Origin of the sequence: Streptomyces cynarae (assembly GCF_025642135.1) — a bacterium.
Classification (GTDB): Bacteria; Actinomycetota; Actinomycetes; order Streptomycetales; family Streptomycetaceae; genus Streptomyces; species Streptomyces cynarae.
Map to the genome: position 1 here is coordinate 6,021,646 of NZ_CP106793.1, position 20,706 is coordinate 6,042,351.

Genomic DNA, 20,706 nt, shown 5'->3' on the forward strand with positions numbered 1-20,706 from the left:
TCCGGCCCATGGGGACGAGGCCGTTCAGGCCGATCGGGGGTACGGGGGGCGGAGCCTCCCGCGACGGCCGCCGCACTCCCGGGTGCCTACGAACCCGGCGGTAACCCGCACAGCCGCCGTCGCCCCCGCGGGGGAGCGCAGCGTACCGTCGGAGGCGCTACGTACGTCCTCCGTGAAGGTGGAATTCGTGAAGGCCATCCGCAGGTTCACCGTACGTCCCGTCCTCCCCGAACCCCTCCAGCCGCTGAGCGACCTGGCGCGCAATCTGCGCTGGTCGTGGCATGCGGAGACCCGCGACCTCTTCCAGTCCGTCGACCCCGAGCGGTGGGCCGCCTCGGGTGGTGACCCGGTGCGGCTGCTGGGGAGCGTGCCACCCGCCCGGCTCGCCGAACTGGCCGAGGACCGCCGCTTCCTGCGCCGCCTCACCGCGGCCGCCGACGATCTGCACGACTACGTCACCGGGGAGCGCTGGTACCAGTCCCAGGACCGGTCCTCCGGCCTCCCCGCCGCCATCGCCTACTTCTCGCCCGAGTTCGGCATCACGGCCGCGCTGCCCCAGTACTCGGGCGGGCTCGGCATCCTCGCCGGGGACCATCTGAAGGCGGCCAGCGACCTCGGCGTCCCGCTGATCGGCGTGGGCCTGCTGTACCGGCACGGCTACTTCCGGCAGACGCTCTCCCGCGACGGCTGGCAGCAGGAGCACTACCCGGTGCTCGACCCGCACGAGCTGCCGCTCACGCCGCTGAGCGAGCCGGACGGCACCCACGCCCGGGTCTCCCTCGGCCTGCCCGGCGGCCGTCGTCTGAAGGCCCGTGTCTGGCTCGCCCAGGTGGGCCGGGTACCGCTGCTGATGCTCGACTCGGACGTGGAGGAGAACGACTTCGGCGAGCGGGGCGTCACCGACCGGCTGTACGGCGGCGGCAGCGAGCACCGGCTGCTCCAGGAGATGCTGCTCGGCATCGGCGGGGTGCGCGCCGTGCGCACGTACTGCCGGCTGACCGGGCACCCCGAGCCGGAGGTGTTCCACACCAACGAGGGGCACGCGGGCTTCCTCGGACTGGAGCGGATCGCGGAACTGTGCGAGGACGGCCTCGACTTCGACTCCGCCCTGGAAGCGGTGCGCGCCGGCACGGTCTTCACCACCCACACCCCCGTCCCGGCCGGTATCGACCGCTTCGACCGGGAGCTGGTGGCCCGCCACTTCGGCCCGGACGCCGAGCTGCCGGGCATCGACGTGGAACGGATCCTGCGGCTCGGCATGGAGACCTACCCGGGCGGCGAACCGAACCTGTTCAACATGGCCGTGATGGGCCTCCGTCTCGGCCAGCGCGCCAACGGGGTGTCCCTCCTCCACGGCAACGTCAGCCGGGAGATGTTCTCGGGTCTGTGGCCGGGCTTCGACGCCGACGAGGTGCCGATCACGTCCGTGACGAACGGCGTGCACGCGCCGACCTGGGTGGCACCGGAGGTGTTCCGGCTCGGCGTGCGGCAGATCGGCGCCGAGCGCACCGAGGACGCCATGACGGAGGGCGGGCGCGAGCGCTGGGACGCGATCGCGGAGATCCCCGACCAGGACATCTGGGACCTGCGCCGGGTGCTGCGCGAGCAGTTGGTCCTCGAGGTCCGGGAGCGGCTGTACGCGTCCTGGCGGCAGCGTGGCGCCGGAACGGCGGAGCTGGGCTGGATCGACGGCGTCCTCGATCCGGACGTCCTGACGATCGGCTTCGCGCGCCGCGTTCCGTCGTACAAGCGTCTGACGCTGATGCTGCGCGACCCCGACCGCCTGATGGAACTGCTGCTGCACCCCGAACACCCGATCCAGATCGTGGTGGCCGGAAAGGCCCACCCCGCCGACGACGGCGGAAAGCGCCTCATCCAGGAGCTGGTCCGGTTCGCGGACGACCCACGCGTACGCCACCGCATCGTGTTCCTCCCCGACTACGGCATGGCGATGGCGCAGAAGCTCTACCCGGGCTGTGACGTGTGGCTGAACAACCCGCTGCGCCCGCTGGAGGCGTGCGGGACGAGCGGGATGAAGGCGGCGCTCAACGGCTGCCTCAACCTGTCGGTGCTCGACGGCTGGTGGGACGAATGGTTCCAGCCGGACTTCGGCTGGGCGATCCCCACCGCCGACGGCGCGGGCACGGACGAGGACCGGCGCGACGACCTCGAGGCGGCGGCGCTGTACGAGCTGCTGGAACAGCGGGTGGCGCCGCGCTTCTACGAGCGGGGCCAGGGCGGGCTGCCGGACCGCTGGATCGAGATGGTCCGCCAGACCCTCATGCACCTGGGCCCGAAGGTGCTGGCGGGCCGGATGGTCCGGGAGTACGTGGGGCGCCTGTACACCCCGGCGGCCCACGCGCACCGGTCGATGACACCTCAGGCGGCGCGGGAGCTGGCGGGCTGGAAGGCGCGTGTGCGCTCCGCCTGGCCGTCGGTCACGGTCGACCACGTCGAGACGTCGGCCACGACTCAGACGGCGGAACTGGGCACGACGCTGGTGCTCCGCGTCCGGGTCGGCCTCGGCGAGCTGGCGCCGGACGACGTGGAGGTGCAGGCGGTGGCGGGCCGTGTGGACATGGAGGACCGCCTGGAGGACGCGACACCGGTGCCGCTGAAACCGGCGGGCGGCCCGGATGCCGAAGGCCGCTGGCTGTACGAGGGACCCCTGTCCCTGGACCGCACGGGACCGTTCGGCTACACGGTCCGGATCCTGCCGTCGCACCGGCTGCTGGCGTCGAGCGCGGAGCTGGGGCTGGTGACGGTGCCGTCGGAGGACGTGGTGGGAGCGGCGGGGGTGCTGATGCGGTAGGGGCCCGTCCAAGGGAGCGCCGAACAGGCAGGTCGTGGGCCGGCGACCGTGCGGCTGCGCAGAACCGACTGCGCGGCCGCACGGTTCACTCGTCCGGATCCCCGCACAGCCTCCGCAGGACGACCCCGCACCGTCGTGCATAGGCGTGCTGGAACCCCCGTGCGGCCGGTCCGCCCGCCCTCGTGTACCATCTGGCCGGCCGGCTGAAGGCCGTGATCGTCAGCCAGACCGTGCCGTCGCCCGTGCGGTCCACCACGAAGGACTCCTCGCCGCACTCCGGGTGGCCCGGCAGCGTGCCGTACGCCCAGCCGGCGCGGCGGGACTCCTCGAGCGTCCAGACCACGCGGCACGGGGCCTTGATCATGCCGGCCAGGGTGATGGTGACGTCCACCCCCGGCGCCGCCCTGTCCCCGGTGACCGAGACTCCGACGCCCATCGCCCGGTGCAGCTGCCAGGTCAGGACAGCCTCGGAGGCCCTGTGGAACACCTGTTCGCCCTCGCCGATGCGAGCACGGACGTGCAGGGGGCGGAAGCCCTCGGGGCAGTGGCCGGGCTCGCGGGTGGCGCCGACATCCTCGTAGGTGAAGGACATGCGCCCAGCCTAGGGCGGCCCCCGGCGCGACCTTCCCGCCGGGGGCCGCCGTGTCGGCGTGCGCTAGTTCACGTTGACCGCGGACCAGGCCGACGCCACCGCGTTGTACTCGGTGCTGCCGGAGCCGTAGAGGGCGGACGCCGCGTTCAGGGTCGCCGTGCGGGCGCCCTTGTAGTTCGTCGTCGACGTCATGTACGTGGTCAGCGCCTTGTACCAGATCTGCAGCGCCTTGGCGCGGCCGATGCCGGTGACCGTGGAGCCGTTGTACGTCGGCGAGTTGTAGCTGACGCCGTTGATCGTCTTGGCGCCGCTGCCCTCCGACAGGAGGTAGAAGAAGTGGTTGGCGACACCGGACGAGTAGTGCACGTCCTTGCTGCCGACGCCGGAGGACCAGTAGTCGGCGGAGCCGCCGTCCTTGCTGGGCTTGTCCATGTAGCGCAGCGGGGTGCCGTCGCCGTTGATGTTGATCTTCTCGCCGATGAGGTAGTCACCCGGGTCGGAGGCGTTGTTGGCGTAGAACTCCACGCCGGTGCCGAAGATGTCCGAGGTCGCCTCGTTCAGACCGCCGGACTCGCCGCTGTAGTTGAGCCCCGCGGTGTTGGAAGTGACGCCGTGGCTCATCTCGTGGCCCGCAACGTCCAGCGAAGTGAGTGGGTGGGTGTTCCCGGAGCCGTCGCCGTAGGTCATGCAGAAGCAGCTGTCGTCCCAGAACGCGTTCACGTACGCGTTGCCGTAGTGGACGCGGGAGTAGGCGGCCTTGCCGTCGTTCTTGATGCCGCTGCGGCCGAAGGTGCTCTTGTAGAAGTCCCAGGTCACCTGGGCGCCGTAGGCGGCGTCGGCGGCGGCCGTCTGGTCCGTGGACGAGCTGGAGGCCGTCCCCGTGCCCCACACGTCGTCCGAGTCGGTGAACAGGGTGCCCGTGGACGAGCTGCTGCTGTGCTTGAGGTTGTACGTCTTGTGGCCGCCCCGCGTGGTGTCGTACAGCTGGTAGGTCGACCCGGACAGGGTGGTGTTCAGGGTGACCGTGCCGGAGTACAGGCTCTTGCCGGTGCCGGTCTCGATGCCCTGGTACTCGTACAGCTTCTTGCCGGTGGCCGCGTCGGTGATAACGTGCAGCTGGTTCGGGGTGCCGTCGTCCTGGAGGCCGCCGACGACCGTCTCGTAGGCGAGGACCGGCTTGCCGCTGCCCGCCCAGATCACCTTGCGGGGCGCGCTGTCGGCGGCGGTCTTGTCCGAGCCCGCGGCCTTCGCGACGGTCAGCGCCTGCTTCTCGGCCTTGGCGGCGGCGATCTGCGGCTTGAGCGAGGCCACCTTGATGGCCGCGCCGCTCGCTCTGGTCACGCCCTCGGTCCTGCCGGACTTCGAGTGGACGACGAGGTCGCCGCCGAGGACCGGAAGGCCGGCGTAGGTACGCTCGTAGCGGGTGTGGACCGTGCCGTCGACGTCCTTGACAACGTCCTTGACGACCAGCTTCTCCTGGACGCCGAGGCCTATCTGACGCGCCGTCTCGGTGGCGTTCTCCTCGGCCTTCGCGATGAGCGAGGTGCGGGCCGCGGCGGACAGGTAGGTCGGGGCGGCGGCGAGGGGCGCCTGGCCGGCGGAGGCGGCCTGGGTCTGGGCCGAGGCGTTCGCGGTCAGGCCCGTGGTGAGGAGGGCTCCGGCGGCGACGGCGGTGGCGATGGCCAGCGTGGTGCGCTGGTGACGCGCGTAGCGGGGAGTCACACAAGCTCCTTCTGTGGGGGATTCCGGTCGGCGTGGGGTTACCGGCCGGATCGGTTGTGAAGTTGCGGTGCATGTGCGGCAGCTGTGGAAGCGTGCCACGCGGTCGCGTACATGTCAGGACTTCGAAGTGATGTTGGCCGAAAGTCGACTCGCAGGTGAACGTTGCGGGCATGTAAACGGGTCCGTCCCCGAGGTGGCCCACCTCGGGGACGGTGCCCTGTCCGCGCTGCTCGGGGGCGGTTTACGGGAAGGTCAGCTTCCAGCTGTTGAGGGTGCCGACGTCCTGCGCCGCCTGGTCCTGGACCTTCAACTTCCAGGTTCCGTTGGCCGTTTCCGATGAGGCGTTGACCGTGTAGGTCGCCTTGACGTCGTCCGCCGAGTCGGAGGAGCTGAAGTTCTTCAGGCGGTAGGAGGTGCCCGAGGGGCCGACCAGATCGATCACGAGGTCACCGCGCCAGGTGTGCGTGATGTCGACGGTCACCTGGAGGTTGCTCGGCGCGTTTCCGGTCCTGCCGGAGACGGTGATCGACGATGTGATGGCGGGTCCGTTGTCCGGGATGGACACCGGGGTCGTGTTCTCGTACGACGTGCCACCGCCGCCGCCCCCGCCCGAGCGCGACCCGACCGCTACGGCCGCCCAGGCGTCCTGCACCGCCTTGTACTCGGCGCTGGTGGTGCCGTACAGCTCACCCGCGGCGGCGAGCGTGCCGGTACGGGCGCCGGCGTAGTTGGTGGTCGAGGTGAACTTCGTGGTCAGCGCCCGGTACCAGATCTGCAGCGCCTTGTCCCGGCCGATGCCGGTGACCGGGAGCCCGTCCGACGTCGGCGAGTTGTAGCTCACCCCGCCGATGACCTTGGCGCCGCTGCCCTCCGACAGGAGGTAGAAGAAGTGGTTCGCCACGCCCGACGAGTAGTGGACGTCGAGGTTGCCCACGCCCGAGTACCAGCTGTCGGCGGAGCCGCCGTCCTTGCTGGGCTTGTCCATGTAGCGCAGCGGGGTGCCGTCGCCGTTGATGTCGATCTTCTCGCCGATGAGGTAGTCACCCGGGTCGGAGGCGTTGTTGGCGTAGAACTCCACGCCGGTGCCGAAGATGTCCGAGGTCGCCTCGTTCAGACCGCCGGACTCGCCGCTGTAGTTGAGCCCCGCGGTGTTGGAAGTGACGCCGTGGCTCATCTCGTGGCCCGCAACGTCCAGCGAGGTCAGCGGGTCGGCGTTGCCGGAGCCGTCGCCGTAGGTCATGCAGAAGCAGCCGTCGTCCCAGAACGCGTTCACGTACGCGTTGCCGTAGTGGACCCGCGAGTAGGCCGCCTTGCCGTCGTTCCTGATGCCGCTGCGGCCGAAGGCGTTCTTGTAGAAGTCCCAGGTGACGGCCGCGCCGTAGTGCGCGTCGGCGCCCGCGGTCGCGGCGTTGGACGTGGTGCCGTTGCCCCAGGTGTCGTTCGACTGCGAGAACAGCGTGCCGGTGCCGGAGGTGCCGCGGTTGAGGTTGTACGTCTTGTGGCCGCCCCGCGAGCCGTCGTTCAGCGTGTACGTCGACCCGGACTGCGTGGTGGTCAGGGTGACCTGGCCGCTGTACTGGGTGTTGCCGATGCCGGTCTCGACGCCCTGGTAGCGGTACAGCTCCTTGCCGGTGGCCGCGTCGGTGATGACGTGCAGTTCGTTGGGCGTGCCGTCGTCCTGGAAGCCGCCGACGACCGTCTCGTACGCCAGCACCGGCTTGCCGCTCGCCGCCCAGATCACCTTGCGGGGCGCCTGGTCCGCGCCGGTCTTGCTCGAACCCGCCGCCCGGGCCACGGACAGCGCCTGCTTCTCCGCCTTCGCGGGGGCGATCGCGGGGGTCAGCGAGGCGACCTTGAGGGCTGCCTGCGTGGCCTTGACGACCTTCTGCGGCGTCCCCGACTTGCTCGTGTCGACGACCAGGTCGCCGCCGAGGACGGGAAGGCCGGCGTAGGTGCGCTCGTAGCGGGTGTGGAGCGTCCCGTCGCCGTCCTTGACGACGTCCTTGACGACCAGCTTCTCCTGGGCGCCGAGGCCGATCGCCCTGGCGGTGTCCGCCTTCGCCGCGTCGGCGTCGCGCATCAGCTCGGCGCGCTGCGAGGGGGAGAGCTTCATGGCCGCGTGGGCGGGGTCGAACTTCCCGGCGGCGGGGCCGGCCGGGGCGGCGCTCGCGGCGCCCGACTGGACGGCGGCGGCGAGCAGGGCCGAGACGCCGACGAGGGCGACGGCGGCGGCGCGGCGGGAGGGGGTGTGGGAGGTGCGTCTGCGAGAGGAACTGCTTCTCAACACTGACTCCTTCTGCGTGGCCGCGGGTCGCGCGGCCAGGGGAGACCGGACGGAGGGTGAGCCGTCCGGGCAGAACAGGGCGGAACGCGGAACCAGGTGCGGGTGCGCAGTGCGTGAAGGGTGTCTCGGCCCGGCACAGCGGTCGAAGCTGTGGGGTTGCTGTGGAGGGGCCGTGGGAAGCGTGGCAGAGAGCGCTGAAGTTGTCAGGATCGCATCAAGAGGTTGGCCGGAAATCGTTCGTTGGCCGGTTGGTCACGTCCGATATACGGATCGTTTTCCGGAGGTTCGGGGAGGAGGTGGCATGTGTCCGGGCTCCTGGGCGGACACCGGACGCGGTGGGAGTTCGCGGCCCGACCCGGGCGCTTGGGGCAGATCCCCGTCGGGCGCCGCGCCACGGGCCCTGTGGAAGACGTAGACGTCCCGGTCCACGCAGACGACGAGCCGGCCCCCCGGCCCGAACTCAAGGCCGCGTACCGGCGATCGGGCGGGTGTGGAGAACACGTCCGCCGGATTCTGAGGGGGAAGCTCCGGCCACTCCCCGTGGTCCGGCTCCCACACCGCCACCGCGCCGTCCCGGCCTCCGGTGGCCGGCACCAGGCGGCCGTCGACGACAGTGCAGGCGAGGGCCGTGATGATGCCCGGGTGGCGCAGGAGGACGGAATCCCGGTGACCGTCCCAGATCCGCACCGTGCCGTTCTCGAAGGCGATCAGCACGGCGGGCCGGTCGCCGAGACCCACGCAGGCGAGTGCGACGGGCGGGAACATACAGGCCAGCCGGGATTCCTCGCGCTGGTCCGCCAGGGACCACAGGCGGACCGTCCTGTCCTCGGCGGCGGAGACCACGACCGGACGGTCCGCCACGACCGTGCCGCACAGGGCGGTCACGCGTGCCGTGTGGCCCGGCAGGTCGAACAGGGCCATACCCGTCTCGAGATCCCGGACACGCAGCCGGTGCAGATGGTCGGCGGTGACGGCGACGGCACGGTCCTGCACCGTGCTCACCGCGACCGCCGTGGCCCAGCACGGCGCCAGATGGTCCATCGTGGTGCCGGTCGTCAGGTCCCACACCTCCGCGGGGCGGTTCGCCGAACTCGTCAGCGCCAGGGCACGGTCGTCCGACCGTCCCGCGGACAGCGCCATGAACAGGCTGACGCCGTCGGTGACCACCGGAGCGGCGGGCGCGCCCGTGGTCATGTCCCACACCCGCAGGGTCGTGTCCTCGGACGCGGTCACCACGACCGGCCGGCTCCGGTAGTGGCTGAGGGCGACCGCGCGTATCGGTGCGCTGTGCCCCTCCCACGATCCGCCGGGAGCCAGGGCGAGATCCCACACCCGGACCGAGCCGTCCTCGGTCCCGACGACGGCGGTGGCGACGCCCAGCGTGCCGAAGCCGTGCACCGCGAGGACCGCGCCGGAAGTCGCGGACCCGGAGGTGGCGACGGTTTCGCGCAGTGCCAGGTCCAGCAGGTGTACGGAGCCGTCCCGGGCCCCGATGACGGCGACGGCCCATTCGTCGAGGCTGAGGCAGGCGACGCCGGTCGCCTGCACGGCCGGCAACCGGGCGGAGATCTCCATCGGCCCCCGGGTCGTCAGCGCCCACAGCCGCACGCCCGCGCCGTCCGCGGTCACGGCGACCGGCTGTCCGTGCACGACGGTGCAGGACACCGCACGGATGGCGAACCGTTGCCGCGGTGCCTTGGAGGTCCGGGAGTATGCGATGTCCCACGGGCGGTCGTTCATGGCTTTCCAGGTACGGGAGTCCGTCGGGTCCGAGGAACGGCAGTCTCCGGACGTCAGGTCCCAGACGTGCAGCGCGCCCAGCCGGTCACCGGCGACCACCACCGGCCGTCCGCGCACCGTGGCGCCGGCCAGCGCACCGGAGCAACCGGCCCCGAGGGTGAGGGTCTGCGGCAGGGACGCCCCGTCGGCGGGGTCCCACGTCCTCAGCGTGCCGTCCGCGTCGACGCTGACTACGACCGGGGCACCCTCCAGCGCGGTGCAGACCAGGCCGGTCACCCGTGCCCGGTGCCCCCGCGCGGCGACGACCGTGTGCGTGACCAGGTCGTGAAGCCACACGGTGCCGTCCTCCGTGCCGACGGCCACCGTGCTGTGTCCGTCCACCATCGTGCACGCCAACGCGCTGACCCGCTCCTGCTCCCCGTACTCGAACTCGCCGAGCGGCAGGCCGTTCTCCGCGCCCCACACCCGTACCTTGTGCCCTTCGGCCCCGAGGACGACGTCGCGGCCCTCCAGCTCCGCGTGGCCCACGGCGATGACCGGAGCAGGCAGCCCCTCCAGCACCAGCTGCGGCGACAGCGCCGCCGGGGGCCGGCCCGCGGCCGCCCACAGCGGCTTCCAGCGCTGGTCCCGGCCGCCGCGGTTCAGCTTCCGCACCATGGCGTCGTAGCGGTGCCTGGCCGCGTCGCAGCTCAGGACATGGCGGCGCTCTTCGGGCTCCAGTCCCCGGTGCTGCTCCAGGTGCGCCCGGTAGACGGCGGCGGCGAGACGTGCGGGCTCGGACTGCAGACCGCGCAGCAGCGGCGTCAGCCCGACCGGGTGGGCGTACACCAGGAACTCGGCGTCGCCGACGAGTTCCTCCAGCAGCCCGGCGCCCGCCGCGCAGGCCGGCAGATGGCGCAGCACATAGGGGTCGGCCTGGCGCCACAGGCGGCGGCCGTCCGGGGTCCGGGGAACGGTGCCGAGCAGCCGCCGGTACCAGCGGGCCCAGATGTCGTCGGGCGCGTCCTTCTTCAGGTTGTCCGCGAGGGACTGGTGGTAGAGCCGGTAGACGGAGCGGCCCTCGTCGTCGACCGCCTCGACGACGTACGGTCCGACGACATCGCTCCGCAGCAGGTGCAGCAGCCGCTCGGCGGTCCGCGCGGCCTCGGACGGCCGGCGGGACGCGAGGACCGACCAGATCTGCGACAGCGGCATGCCCTGGCCCTCCGCGTACGCCAGCGGGAGCAGCAACGTCCGTACGTGTGCGGCCTCCTCCCGGCCGAGCTGCAGCTCCAGCGCCCAGGTGAAGGCCCGGCCCACGGCGGCCTCGGGGCTGTGCTCCCGGACCGGCGCGGGAAGCTCCGCCGGGCCGGGGGCGTCCCCGACCCCGCGGGTGGCCACGGCACGGGCGACCAGCCGGGCCACGAGGAACAGGGGGTGGCTGGAGGCGGCGATGTGCGTCGCGATGCGGTTGATGTGCTCCGCGGGCAACCCGGTGTCGCTGCCCGGGCCGTGCGGAGCGCGCAGCAGCTGCTCGGCGTACATGACCAGGTCGTCGGGGTCCGTCCAGGCCGGGTCCGCGAGGTTGATGACCTCCGCCTGCCGGACGCCGGTGACGACGGTGCCGACGATGTGCGGCCTGACGCCGATGAGGAGCCGCAGCTTGGGGGCGTCCGCCACCAGCCGGCCGAGGAACTGGGCGATCTGCCGCTCCTCGCCCTGGGACGATCCTGCCTCGTCCAGGGCGTCCACCACGATCGTGGCGACGGTGTCGAGTGAGGCGAGCCGCTCGCGCAGGCTCCGTGCGGTCGGCTCGGGCGCCTCGACGGCCGCGGCCAGGGCCGTCGTCATCTGCGCGAGGGTGAGGGACCGGGCGTGCACCGCGACCGTGACGACCCCGACGGGCAGTTGGGCGCCCGCCGGCACCGTGTCCGCGGGTATGGTCTCGCGCACCCGTGGATCGGAGAGGGCCACCAGCCGTCCCAGGACCGCCGACTTGCCCACGCCCGGAGGCCCGGTCACCACGAACACACGCACCTGGCGTTCGGTTTCTCCTCTGAGCCAGCCGGCCAGCCGCTCGAGCACCCGGCCGCGTCCGGTGAAGTAGTGGCCGACCTCGTTGACGGTCTGTCTGCCGGTCCCGCGCGGGGAGAAGTGGTCCATCAGCTCGGCGTCCCGGCGCCGCTGCTCGGCCAGTTCCGACTGCGTGCGCAGCCCCAGCCGCCGGACGAAGAAGCGCTGCTCGGCGACATCGAACTCGCGTCCCTCCACGAGCAGTTGCGGCACGTAGTAGGGATTGGGGAAGAAACCCGTGGTCAGGTCGCCTTCCACCGTGTCGTCGCACAACTGCGCCCAGTCGGCCCGCTGTTCGACGCCCCGGCGGCGGAACTCGGCGTTCAGTCCCCTCACGAGCTCGGGCAGGCTGATGTGACTGGCGCGGTTGCCGAGCCGGGCCTCATCGGTCAGCACCGTGGTGAGCGACGCGCTGAAGACCCCGTCGCGCGCCTCCTGAAGGATCCTGGCGGCACACAGCACCCCGAACGCCTTGAGGAAGCGGGGGTCGGCACCCGGTGCGTCGGCGACGGCGAGCTTCGCCCGTACCGCCTGTTCCAGGGCGTCGACCGCGCCCCTTCCCGCGTAGCAGGAATCGAGCACCAGCAGCAGACGGCTCACGCCCTTCAGCGCGGGCAACTCCACGAGTTGCCCGACCGGCAATGCACTGATCCGCAGCTCCGCCGGGCCCGTCTCGGAGTCGGCGCACAGGAGGTAGTGGTGTCCGGACTCCTCCTGGCCGTGACCGCTGAAGTAGATCACCAGCGTGTCGCCGTCCTCGAACGCCTCGTCGAGCCAGCGGAGCATTGGCCGTACGACCTCGTCGGGCCCCCGCGGATTGAGCAGTCCCTCAGGGAAGACCGCCGCCGACTCGTAGCCGAGACCGGCCAGCGAGCCGATGACGGCGGGGAGGTCCTCGACCACGCCCGGCAACGCGGGCAGCTCCTCGTGCGTGTACCGCTCGGTGCCGAAGGCCAGCACATGGCGCCGCGGGCCGCCGGTGCTCACCGCACGGTCCCGAGGCCCTTGCCGATCGCCTCTCCCGTCTCCCGGGCCGTCAGATGGCGCAGCAGGTCGTGCACCTTCCAGCCGTTGTCCACCAGGACGTCCAGCACCGCCGGTACCGACCGCCCGGCCGGGCGTTCACCGTCCGCGGCCGGCGGGGTGAACCGCGGGGCGAGCTCTTTCACCGAGGCGACCACGTCGTGCCGGTCGCACACGTTGGCCCAGCTCTCGAGGCCCTGGGGCCAGTGGCCCCGCCCCGCTTCCGGCGACGGCCGCAGACGGTCGAACACGAGCTTGGGCATACCCAGGGGAGAACCGAGGGTCACCAGCGTCCGGACCGGCCAGTGCGGATGCGCGCACAGCGCCTCGTACGCCACGACCGAGCCCAGGGAGTGACCGACGAGCACCGTGGTGTCCGCCTCGATCCGTGCGGCCACGGCCGCGAGGGCCCGCGCGCGCACGGGCTCCTCGGTGAAGTAGCGGCGCACCTGGCGCAGCACACCCAGCAGAAACCGCTCCGCGACCGCGGTGGAGAGGAACCGCGACCGCAGCAGCGCGTTCATCGCCCGCTGCACCGTCTGCGGGGTCGGCGCCTTGCTGCCCGCCGCGGAGCCCTCCGGGGGCGGTACCCGGTCGGGTTCGGCCTGCGCGGCGGCGGCCCAGCAGGCGTTGAGGAGCTCGATCTCGAACGGGTCGACGAGGTCGGTGGCACGCTGCGGAAGACCACCGTCGCCCTTGGCGCCGGGTGCGCGGAAGACGTTCCCGTAGAAGGCGACATCCACGAGCTGCGGGCCGAAGCCGTCGGCCGCGTCGGCGAGTTCCACTCCGTCGGCCAGTGCCGCGGCGACCGGATCACGCAGAGAGTTGCGCCCGAGGAACTGTTGCCCCACTCCATGCACCACGACCACTCGTGCCACGCGGCCCTCCTCGTCTCGACCCGCAGGGCCATGATTGCGCAGCGGCTCGCGACGCACACCGAATCCAGTGTTCCGGAGGCGTCTTCGGGCGCTCAAAGTCCGACAGGGCGCCGGTGGCGGTATGTTGTCCGACTTCTTCGGGCAGTGTCACCCGGTGGCCGGGGAGGCCGGGGACCTGCCGTCCCCGTGCCACGTCCGCCACAAGGCCGCGTACGCCCCCTCCGCCGTCACCAGGTCCTCGTGCCTGCCCAGTTCCGTCAGCAGGCCGTTCTCCATCACCGCCACCCGGTCCGCGTCGTGGGCCGTGTGGAGGCGGTGGGCGATCGCGATGACCGTGCGGCCCTTCAGGACCGCCGCCAGCGCGCGCTCCGTGTGGCGGGCCGTCGCCGGATCCAGCAGGGCCGTGGCCTCGTCGAGGATCAGCGTGTGCGGGTCGGCCAGCACCACCCGGGCCAGGGCGAGTTGCTGGGCCTGTGAGCCGTCCGTGCGGCAACCGGTCGGCCCGAGCTCGGAGTCCAGGCCGTCCGGCAGCTCCCGCACCCAGTCGTCGGCGCCCACCGCGGCGAGCGCCGCCCACAGCTGCTCGTCCGTCGCGGACGGTTCGGCGACCAGCAGGTTGTCGCGGACCGTGCCGAGGAAGACGTGGTGCTCCTGGGTGACGAGGACGACCTGGCGGCGCAGCCGCTCCGGCCCCAGGTCCGCGACCGGCACACCGCCCACCGTCACCGAGCCCTCGGTCGGCGCGTCGATGCCGGCCAGCAGTCGGCTCAGGGTGGTCTTGCCGGCGCCGGAGGGGCCGACCACCGCCAGCCGTTCCCCGGGCCGCACGGACAGGTCGACCCCGCGCAGCACCTCGCCCCCGCGGTCGTAGGCGTAGCGCACGTCCGTCACGTCGATCCGGTCGTCCGCCGGGACGGCCGGGGTGCCCTCCGGGTCGGCCTGCGGGGCCCGGGCGAGGCCCTCCACCCGGGCGAAGGACGCGCCGCTGCTCTGCAACTGCTCGACCCGCATCAGGATCTCGTCCAGCGGTGAGCTGAACTGCTGCAGGTACACCGCCGCGGCCACCACCGACCCCAGGCTCATCACCCCGTGCGCGTGCAGCACCCCGCCGGCCAGCAGCACGCCGGCCACCGGAAGGACATAGGAGACCTCCACCACCGGGAAGAACACGGACCGCAGGGACAGCGTGTACAGGCGCCGGCGCCGGGAGACGTCCAGCGCGTCCCGGCTCGTCACGACCCGCCGCTCCTGCAACCGGAACGCCTCCACCGTGCGCGCTCCGGACGCCGTCGCCGCCAGGATCTCCGCGACCTGGGAGTTCGCCTCGCCCTCGGCGAGGTAGCCGTCCCTGGCCCGGCGCAGATACCAGCGCAGCACGCACCAGATGGGCAACAGGGCGAACACGCCGATCGCGCCGAGCAGCGGGTCGAGCGCGAAGACCGCGCCCAGCAGGAACAGCGCCTGCACGGTGTTGATCAGCAGCTCGGGGCCGGCGTCGCGCAACGTGGTGCCCACGGTGGCCACGTCGGCCGTGCCGCGCGCGGTCAGGTCCCCGGTGCCGGCCCGTTCCACCACGGACGCGGGCAGTGCGAGGACCCGGTCGACGAACTCCTCGCGCACGCGGGCCAGGGTCCGCTCCCCGAAGCGGTGCCCCACGTACCGGGCCCAGCGCGACAGCAGCAACTGCGCCAGCGAGCACAGCAGGATGCCGAGCGCCAGGCGGTCCACCGCACCGACGCCGCCCCCGGACCGGACCTCGTCGACGATCCGCCCGAGCAGCCACGGCCCGGCGAGCCCGGCCCCGGCCGCCGCCGCGTTGAGGGCCAGTACGGCGGTGAAGGCCCGCCCGTCGGCCCGCACCAGCCGTACGGCGGCCCGCCGCACGTCGACGGCTTCGGCCACGGGCAGATGTCCCCGGCTCACGCCACGACCTCCTCGGCATCGGCGGTGTCGGTGTCCCGCGCCACCAGCGCCCGGTAGCCCGGCTCCGCCTCGAGCAGCCGTCGGTGGCTCCCGGTGGCCGCGACCTTGCCGTCGACCAGGTAGTGGACGGTGTCCGCGCGGTCCAGGACCAGCGGGGAGGTGGTGGTCACCACGGTCGTACGGCCCTCGCGCGCCTCCCGCAGCCGTTCCGCGACCGCCGCCTCGGTGTGCGCGTCCAGCGCCGAGGTGGGCTCGACGGCCAGCAGCACCTCGGGGTCGGCGAGCAGCGCCCGCACGAGCCGGACGCGCTGCCGCTGGCCGCCGGACAGGTTGCGTCCCTGCGCGTCGATCGCCGAGCCGAGCCCGTCCGGCAGGCCCTGGACGATGTCGTCGGCGACAGCGGCGTGCACGGCCCGGCCGATCGCCGCGTCATCGACGTCCTCCGCCTCCCGGGCGCCCGCGACCAGCTCGCGCAGCGCCCCGGCGAACAGGTCGGCCTCGTTGTCGGCGACCAGGATCCGCTCCCGCACCTGTGACAGCGGGATGTCGTCCAGGCGCACTCCGCCCCAGGTCGCCTCCGACGGGACGTACCGGCCCAGACGGTCGACGACCGCTGCGGTGTCCGCGGGCCGCGCCCCGGCCAGGGCGGTCAGCCGCCCCGGCGGCACCCGCACCCCGGACTCCGGGTCGTGCAGCACCGACGGCTCCGGGGGAGCGTCGCACGTGCCGTCGTCCGGCTCCGGCTCCATCCGCAGCAGCCGTACGACGCGCCGGGCGGCCACCACGCCCCGGCCGACCTGGTAACCCCAGTCGATCAAGGCCGCCACCGGGCGCACGATCACGGCGACATACCCGTACACCGCCACCAGCTCACCCACGGTGATGTCCCCCCGGGCGGCCAGCCGCGCCGCGAGCCAGGTCACGACGGCGAGGAACAGCGTCGGCAGCCCCACCCCGAGCGCCTGCATCCAGCTGGTCACCGACCCGACCCGGTATCCCTGCTCCCGCAGCCGCTGGGAGTCCCGACGGAAGGCGTCCGCGAACAGCCCCTTGCCGCCGAGGCCGTTGAGGACCCGCAGCCCGCCCGCGAGGTCGCCGATCCGGGCGGTGAGCACCCCCTGCCGCTCCCGGTACTCCGCCTCCGTGTCCTGCAGGCGCCGCATCAACGGTCCCACGATCAGGGCGATCACCGGCACGCCGAGCACGACCACCGCGGCGAGTTGCACGGAGACCGACAGCAACAGCCCTGCGACCACCAGATAGGCGACGACCGCGCCGACGCCGGGGCCCACGACGGTCAGGGCGCCGGCGATCGTCTGCACGTCGCTCACACCGATGGTGACCACCTCACCGGCCCCGGCCCGCCGCGGCAGCGCGGCCCCCAGCCGGACCGCGTGCCCCACGACCACCTTCACCGTGCGGAAGTTGGCGTCCATCCGCACCCGGGTCATCACCCGATGCCGCATGATGCTCAGCCACGCGTTGAACGCGCCCACCGCGAACAGCGCCGTGGACCATCCGGCGAGGGCGCCCATGTCACCCCGGCGAAGACCCTCGTCGACCGCACGGGCCATCAGGTACGGCGTCGCCGCCATCAGCACCATCCAGACGCTGCCGAGCAGCGCCCCAGCGACGGACCGCCCCGGCTGCCGGGTCACCAGCCACCACAGATACCGCCAGCCGTCACGACAGTCGGGCTTCCCGGGATCCTCGTACGCGTCGATCATCCGCCCCGTCTCCCCGTCTCCCCGTTCTTCCTGTTCTCCCGTTCCGCTCACGCCAGGCTGTCCCGCCAGGCCCGGTGCAGATCCGCGAACCGTCCCGTCCCCGAGATCAGTTCCGCCGGGCTGCCGTCCTCCACGATGCGGCCGCCCTCCATCACGAGCACCCGGTCGGCGATCTCCACCGTCGACAGCCGGTGCGCGATCACCACGGCCGTACGGCCCCGCAGCACCGTCTCCATCGCCCGCTGCACGGCCCGTTCGCCGGGGACGTCCAGGGAACTGGTCGCCTCGTCGAGGATCAGCACCGCAGGGTCGGCGAGCAACGCCCGGGCGAACGCGACGAGTTGCCGCTGCCCGGCCGAGATCCGGCCGCCGCGTTTGCGGACGTCGGTGTCGTAGCCCTCCGGCAGCGCGGTGATGAAGTCGTGCGCGCCGATCGCCTTCGCCGCCCGCTCCATCTCCTCGCGGGTCGCGTCCGGGCGGCCGATCGCGATGTTCTCGGCGACCGTCCCGGAGAACAGGAACGCCTCCTGGGTCACCATGACCACTCCGCGCCTGAGGTCGGGCAGCGCGAGGTCGCGCAGGTCCACGCCGTCCAGCAGGACGCGGCCGTCGGTGGGGTCGTAGAAACGGGCCAGCAGCTTGGCGAGCGTCGACTTGCCCGCGCCGGTCGCGCCGACCACCGCCACCGTCTGCCCGGCCGGCAGGGTGAGCGAGAAGCGCGGCAGCACCTCGCCGCCCGTGCGGTACGCGAAGCGGACCTCCTCGAAGACCACCTCGCGGCCCGGCTGGTCGCCTTTCGGCGGCGGGAGCTCGCCGGGGTGGGCCGGCTCCGGCACGGACGGCGTCTGCGCCAGCAGCCCCGCGATCTTCTCCAGCGAGGCCGCGGCCGACTGGTAGGAGTTCAGGAACATGCCGAGCCGGTCGATGGGGTCGTACAGTCGCCGCAGATACAGCACCGCCGCCGCCAGGACACCCAGCGCGAGGGAGCCCTCCGCCACCCGGTACGCGCCCCACAGCACGATTCCGGCCACCGTCGAGTTGGCGATCAGCCGGGAGCCGGTGACATAGCGGGCCATCTCCAGCAGGGCGTCGCCGTTGGTCCGCTCGTGCCGCCGGTTCAGGACGCGGAAGTCGGCGTCGTTGGCCTCCTCCCGGCGGAACGCGCGCACCGGGCGGATGCCGTTCATGGTCTCCGCGAACTTCACGATCACCGCGGCGATCGCGGTCGAGCGCCTGCGGAAGACCCGTCCCGCCCGGCGCCGGTAGAGCCGCACCAGCCCGTACAGCGGCACCAGGGAGGCCACCGCTACCGCGCCGAGGCCCAGGTCGAGCCAGAGCAGCATCGCCGAGATGAAGACGAACGACAGGATGACGGTGACCAGTTCCTGAAGGCCTTCGCTGAGCAGTTCGCGCAGCGACTCGACGTCCGTCGTGGACCGCGAGATCAGCCGGCCCGAGGTGTAGCGCTCGTGGAAGTCGATGCTCAGCGCCTGCGCGTGGCGGAAGATGCGGCCGCGCAGATCGAGCAGCACATCCTGGTTGACGCGGGCGGAGGCGATCGTGAACGCGTACTGCAGGACGCCGGAGGCCGCGGCGGACAGCAGGTAGCCGACCGCCACCGCGATCAGCGGGCCGTGGTCGCCGTGCCGCAACGCCGGTACGGCGCGGTCGATGGCGTACGCCACCAGCAGCGGGCCCACCTGCACCGCCGCTTGCTGGAGCAGCAGCAGGACGCAGGTCAGGGCCGTTCGGGCCTTGAGCGGGGCGAGCAGCGAGCGCAGCAGCGCGGCGGTGGCTCCCGGGGGTGTGGGGAGGGCGTCGCGGTCGAAGGGGTCGTCGGAGGCGGCGGGGTCCGGGGCGGGTCCCTTCCGGTCCTGTTCCTCGTCGTTCGGCGCGGTCGTCGTGGGCGCCGTCATAGGACCTCCTCGCTGTCCTGGGAGTGTGCGGGGTCTCCGGACATCAGATGGGCGTACTCGGCGTTGCCGCGCAGCAGTTCCTGGTGGGTGCCGACGGCGGCGATACGGCCGCCGGAGAGCAGGGCGACGCGGTCGGCGAGCAGGACGGTGGACGGGCGGTGCGCGACGACCAGGGCGGTCGTGCCGTCGAGCACGCGGCGCAGGGCGGCCTCGACCGCGGCCTCGGTGTGCACGTCGAGGGCGGAGAGGGGGTCGTCCAGGACGAGGAAGCGGGGGCTGCCGACGACGGCGCGGGCGAGCGCGAGGCGCTGCCGCTGACCTCCGGAGAGGCTGAGGCCCTGCTCACCGACCTGGGTGCGGGTGCCCTGGGGGAGGGCGTGGGCGAAGTCGGCCTGAGCGACGGCGAGGGCGCGCTCCAGTTCCTTCTCGCCTGCGGTGTCGGGGGCGCCCATGAGGACGTTGGCGGCGACGGTGGCGGAGAAGAGGGTGGGTTCCTCGAAGGCGACGGCCACCTTGGAGCGGAGCTCTTCCCGGGACATGGCGGTGATGTCGACTCCGTCGAGGGTGATGCGTCCCGAGGTCACCTCGTGCAGGCGGGGGATGAGCGCGGTGAGGGTGGTCTTGCCACTGCCGGTGGCGCCCACCAGGGCCATGGTCTCGCCGGGACGGATGTGGAGGTCGATGCCGTCGAGGATCGGCTGGGAGGCGGTCGGTGCGTCGGGGTAGCGGAAGGAAACGTTGTCGAACCGCAGGCCGTCGGGTTGCTCGGTGCCGGTGCCGGTGCCGGTGCCGGTGCCGGTGCCGGTGCCGGTGCGGGTGCGGGCCGGGGGTTCGTCCCGCAACTCGGCGGTACGCGGCGCCTCCGGCTCCTCGTCCATGACTTCGAAGTACCGCTCCGTGGCCGTCGCCGCCTCCTGGCTCATCGCCAGCAGGAAGCCGATGGACTCCACCGGCCACCGCAGCGCGAGAGCCGTGGAGAGAAAGGCCACCAGCGTTCCCGCCGACAGCCCGCCGTCCGCGACCTGCACCGATCCGACGACCAGCGCCGCCCCGAGGGCGACCTCCGGCAGCGTCACGATGACCGCCCAGATCGCCGCCAGCAGCCGCGCCTTGGCCAGCTCGGTCCCGCGCAGCGTCCGCGACAGCTCCCGGAACGCCCGGGCCTGGCTGCGGTGCCGCCCGAACCCCTTGATGATGCGGATGCCGAGCACGCTCTCCTCGACCACGGTCGTCAGGTCGCCCACCTGGTCCTGCGCCCGCCGCGCCACCAGCGCGTACCGCCGCTCGAACACCCAGCACATCACGACGACCGGGATGCCGGGCCCCAGGACGACCAGTCCCAGGGTGAAGTCCTGGAGCAGCATGATGACCACACCCACCAGGATCGTCACGGCGTTCACCAGCAGGAACGTGAGCGGAAACGCCAGGAACTGACGCAGCAGCATCAGATCCGTCGTGCCCCGGGACAGCAACTGCCCGGACGCCCACCGGTCGTGGAAGGCGACCGGGAGCCGCTGCAGATGCCGGAACAGATCCGCCCGCATCTCCGCCTCGACGCGTGACAGCGGCCGCGCCACCAGCCACCGCCGCACACCGAACAGCCCGGCCTCGGCGATCCCGAGCAGCAGCAGGTACAGCGCGCCGAGCCACACCCCCGCCGGGTCCCGGTCGGTGACCGGGCTGTCCACCATCCACTTCAGGACGAGCGGGATCACGAGCCCCACGCAGGAGGCGACGACCGCGACGAACGCCGCCGTGAACAGCCGCAGCCGCACCGGGCGCACATACGGCCACAGGCGCAGCAGGGTGCGGACGGCGGAACGGTCGCTGGTGGTTGCACGTGTCGTCGGCATCGGTGCGAGCCTACGGATCGGCACTGACACTGCCCACCGAGTTTCGGCCCGGCCGAGGTCCACCGCTGGTCCTACGACCTGGGTGTTCGAGCGGCCGTACGACCTGGCGGTCACGCGGTCGTATCACCCCGTCAGCCGATCGGTTGATGCTCCTTCGAGCGGGTCGGCCGATGTGCCGGACCCG

10 protein-coding genes are annotated in these 20,706 nt (G+C 72.4%); 1 reads left to right on the top strand and 9 read right to left on the bottom strand.

All coding sequences use genetic code 11. The features are described from left to right. The first annotated feature begins 187 nt into the window (after positions 1-187). Positions 188-2,812: a glycosyltransferase family 1 protein gene (locus N8I84_RS27490; protein WP_263232163.1), complete on the top strand. Its 2,625-nt coding sequence runs from the start codon at positions 188-190 to the stop codon at positions 2,810-2,812. An 85-nt stretch (positions 2,813-2,897) separates the two neighbouring features. Here the strand turns inward: N8I84_RS27490 and N8I84_RS27495 are convergent, their stop codons facing one another. From N8I84_RS27495 to N8I84_RS27535, 9 genes are all read right to left on the bottom strand, one after another. Beyond that, positions 2,898-3,404, bottom strand: a complete 507-nt coding sequence (locus N8I84_RS27495; protein WP_263232164.1) for a DUF1990 family protein — start codon at positions 3,402-3,404, stop codon at positions 2,898-2,900. Positions 3,405-3,467: 63 nt separating this feature from the next. Beyond that, complete coding sequence (locus N8I84_RS27500) at positions 3,468-5,126, bottom strand: M4 family metallopeptidase (RefSeq protein ID WP_263232165.1); 1,659 nt, start codon at positions 5,124-5,126, stop codon at positions 3,468-3,470. Positions 5,127-5,367: 241 nt separating this feature from the next. Continuing rightward, on the bottom strand, positions 5,368-7,410 hold the full coding sequence (locus N8I84_RS27505; protein ID WP_263232166.1) for a M4 family metallopeptidase: 2,043 nt from the start codon (positions 7,408-7,410) through the stop codon (positions 5,368-5,370). A gap of 252 nt (positions 7,411-7,662) precedes the next feature. Beyond that, positions 7,663-12,189: an nSTAND1 domain-containing NTPase gene (locus N8I84_RS27510; protein ID WP_263232167.1), complete on the bottom strand. Its 4,527-nt coding sequence runs from the start codon at positions 12,187-12,189 to the stop codon at positions 7,663-7,665. Continuing rightward, entirely contained in the window at positions 12,186-13,103 is a 918-nt protein-coding gene (locus tag N8I84_RS27515; RefSeq protein ID WP_263232168.1) for a GPI inositol-deacylase, read from the bottom strand. The genes N8I84_RS27510 and N8I84_RS27515 overlap by 4 nt, the downstream gene beginning before the upstream one ends. 147 nt (positions 13,104-13,250) lie before the next feature. Continuing rightward, the gene (locus N8I84_RS27520; protein ID WP_263232169.1) at positions 13,251-15,026 is read right to left on the bottom strand and encodes an ABC transporter ATP-binding protein; all 1,776 of its coding nucleotides are present in this window, start codon (positions 15,024-15,026) and stop codon (positions 13,251-13,253) included. After that, positions 15,023-16,753, bottom strand: a complete 1,731-nt coding sequence (locus N8I84_RS27525) for an ABC transporter ATP-binding protein (RefSeq protein WP_263234906.1) — start codon at positions 16,751-16,753, stop codon at positions 15,023-15,025. The genes N8I84_RS27520 and N8I84_RS27525 overlap by 4 nt, the downstream gene beginning before the upstream one ends. 47 nt (positions 16,754-16,800) lie before the next feature. Beyond that, positions 16,801-18,669, bottom strand: coding sequence for an ABC transporter ATP-binding protein (locus N8I84_RS27530; protein WP_263232170.1), 1,869 nt, complete (start codon positions 18,667-18,669; stop codon positions 16,801-16,803). Continuing rightward, positions 18,666-20,522 (bottom strand): ABC transporter ATP-binding protein, encoded by a 1,857-nt coding sequence (locus tag N8I84_RS27535; protein ID WP_263232171.1) that lies wholly within the window; start codon positions 20,520-20,522, stop codon positions 18,666-18,668. The genes N8I84_RS27530 and N8I84_RS27535 overlap by 4 nt, the downstream gene beginning before the upstream one ends. Positions 20,523-20,706 lie beyond the last annotated feature (184 nt).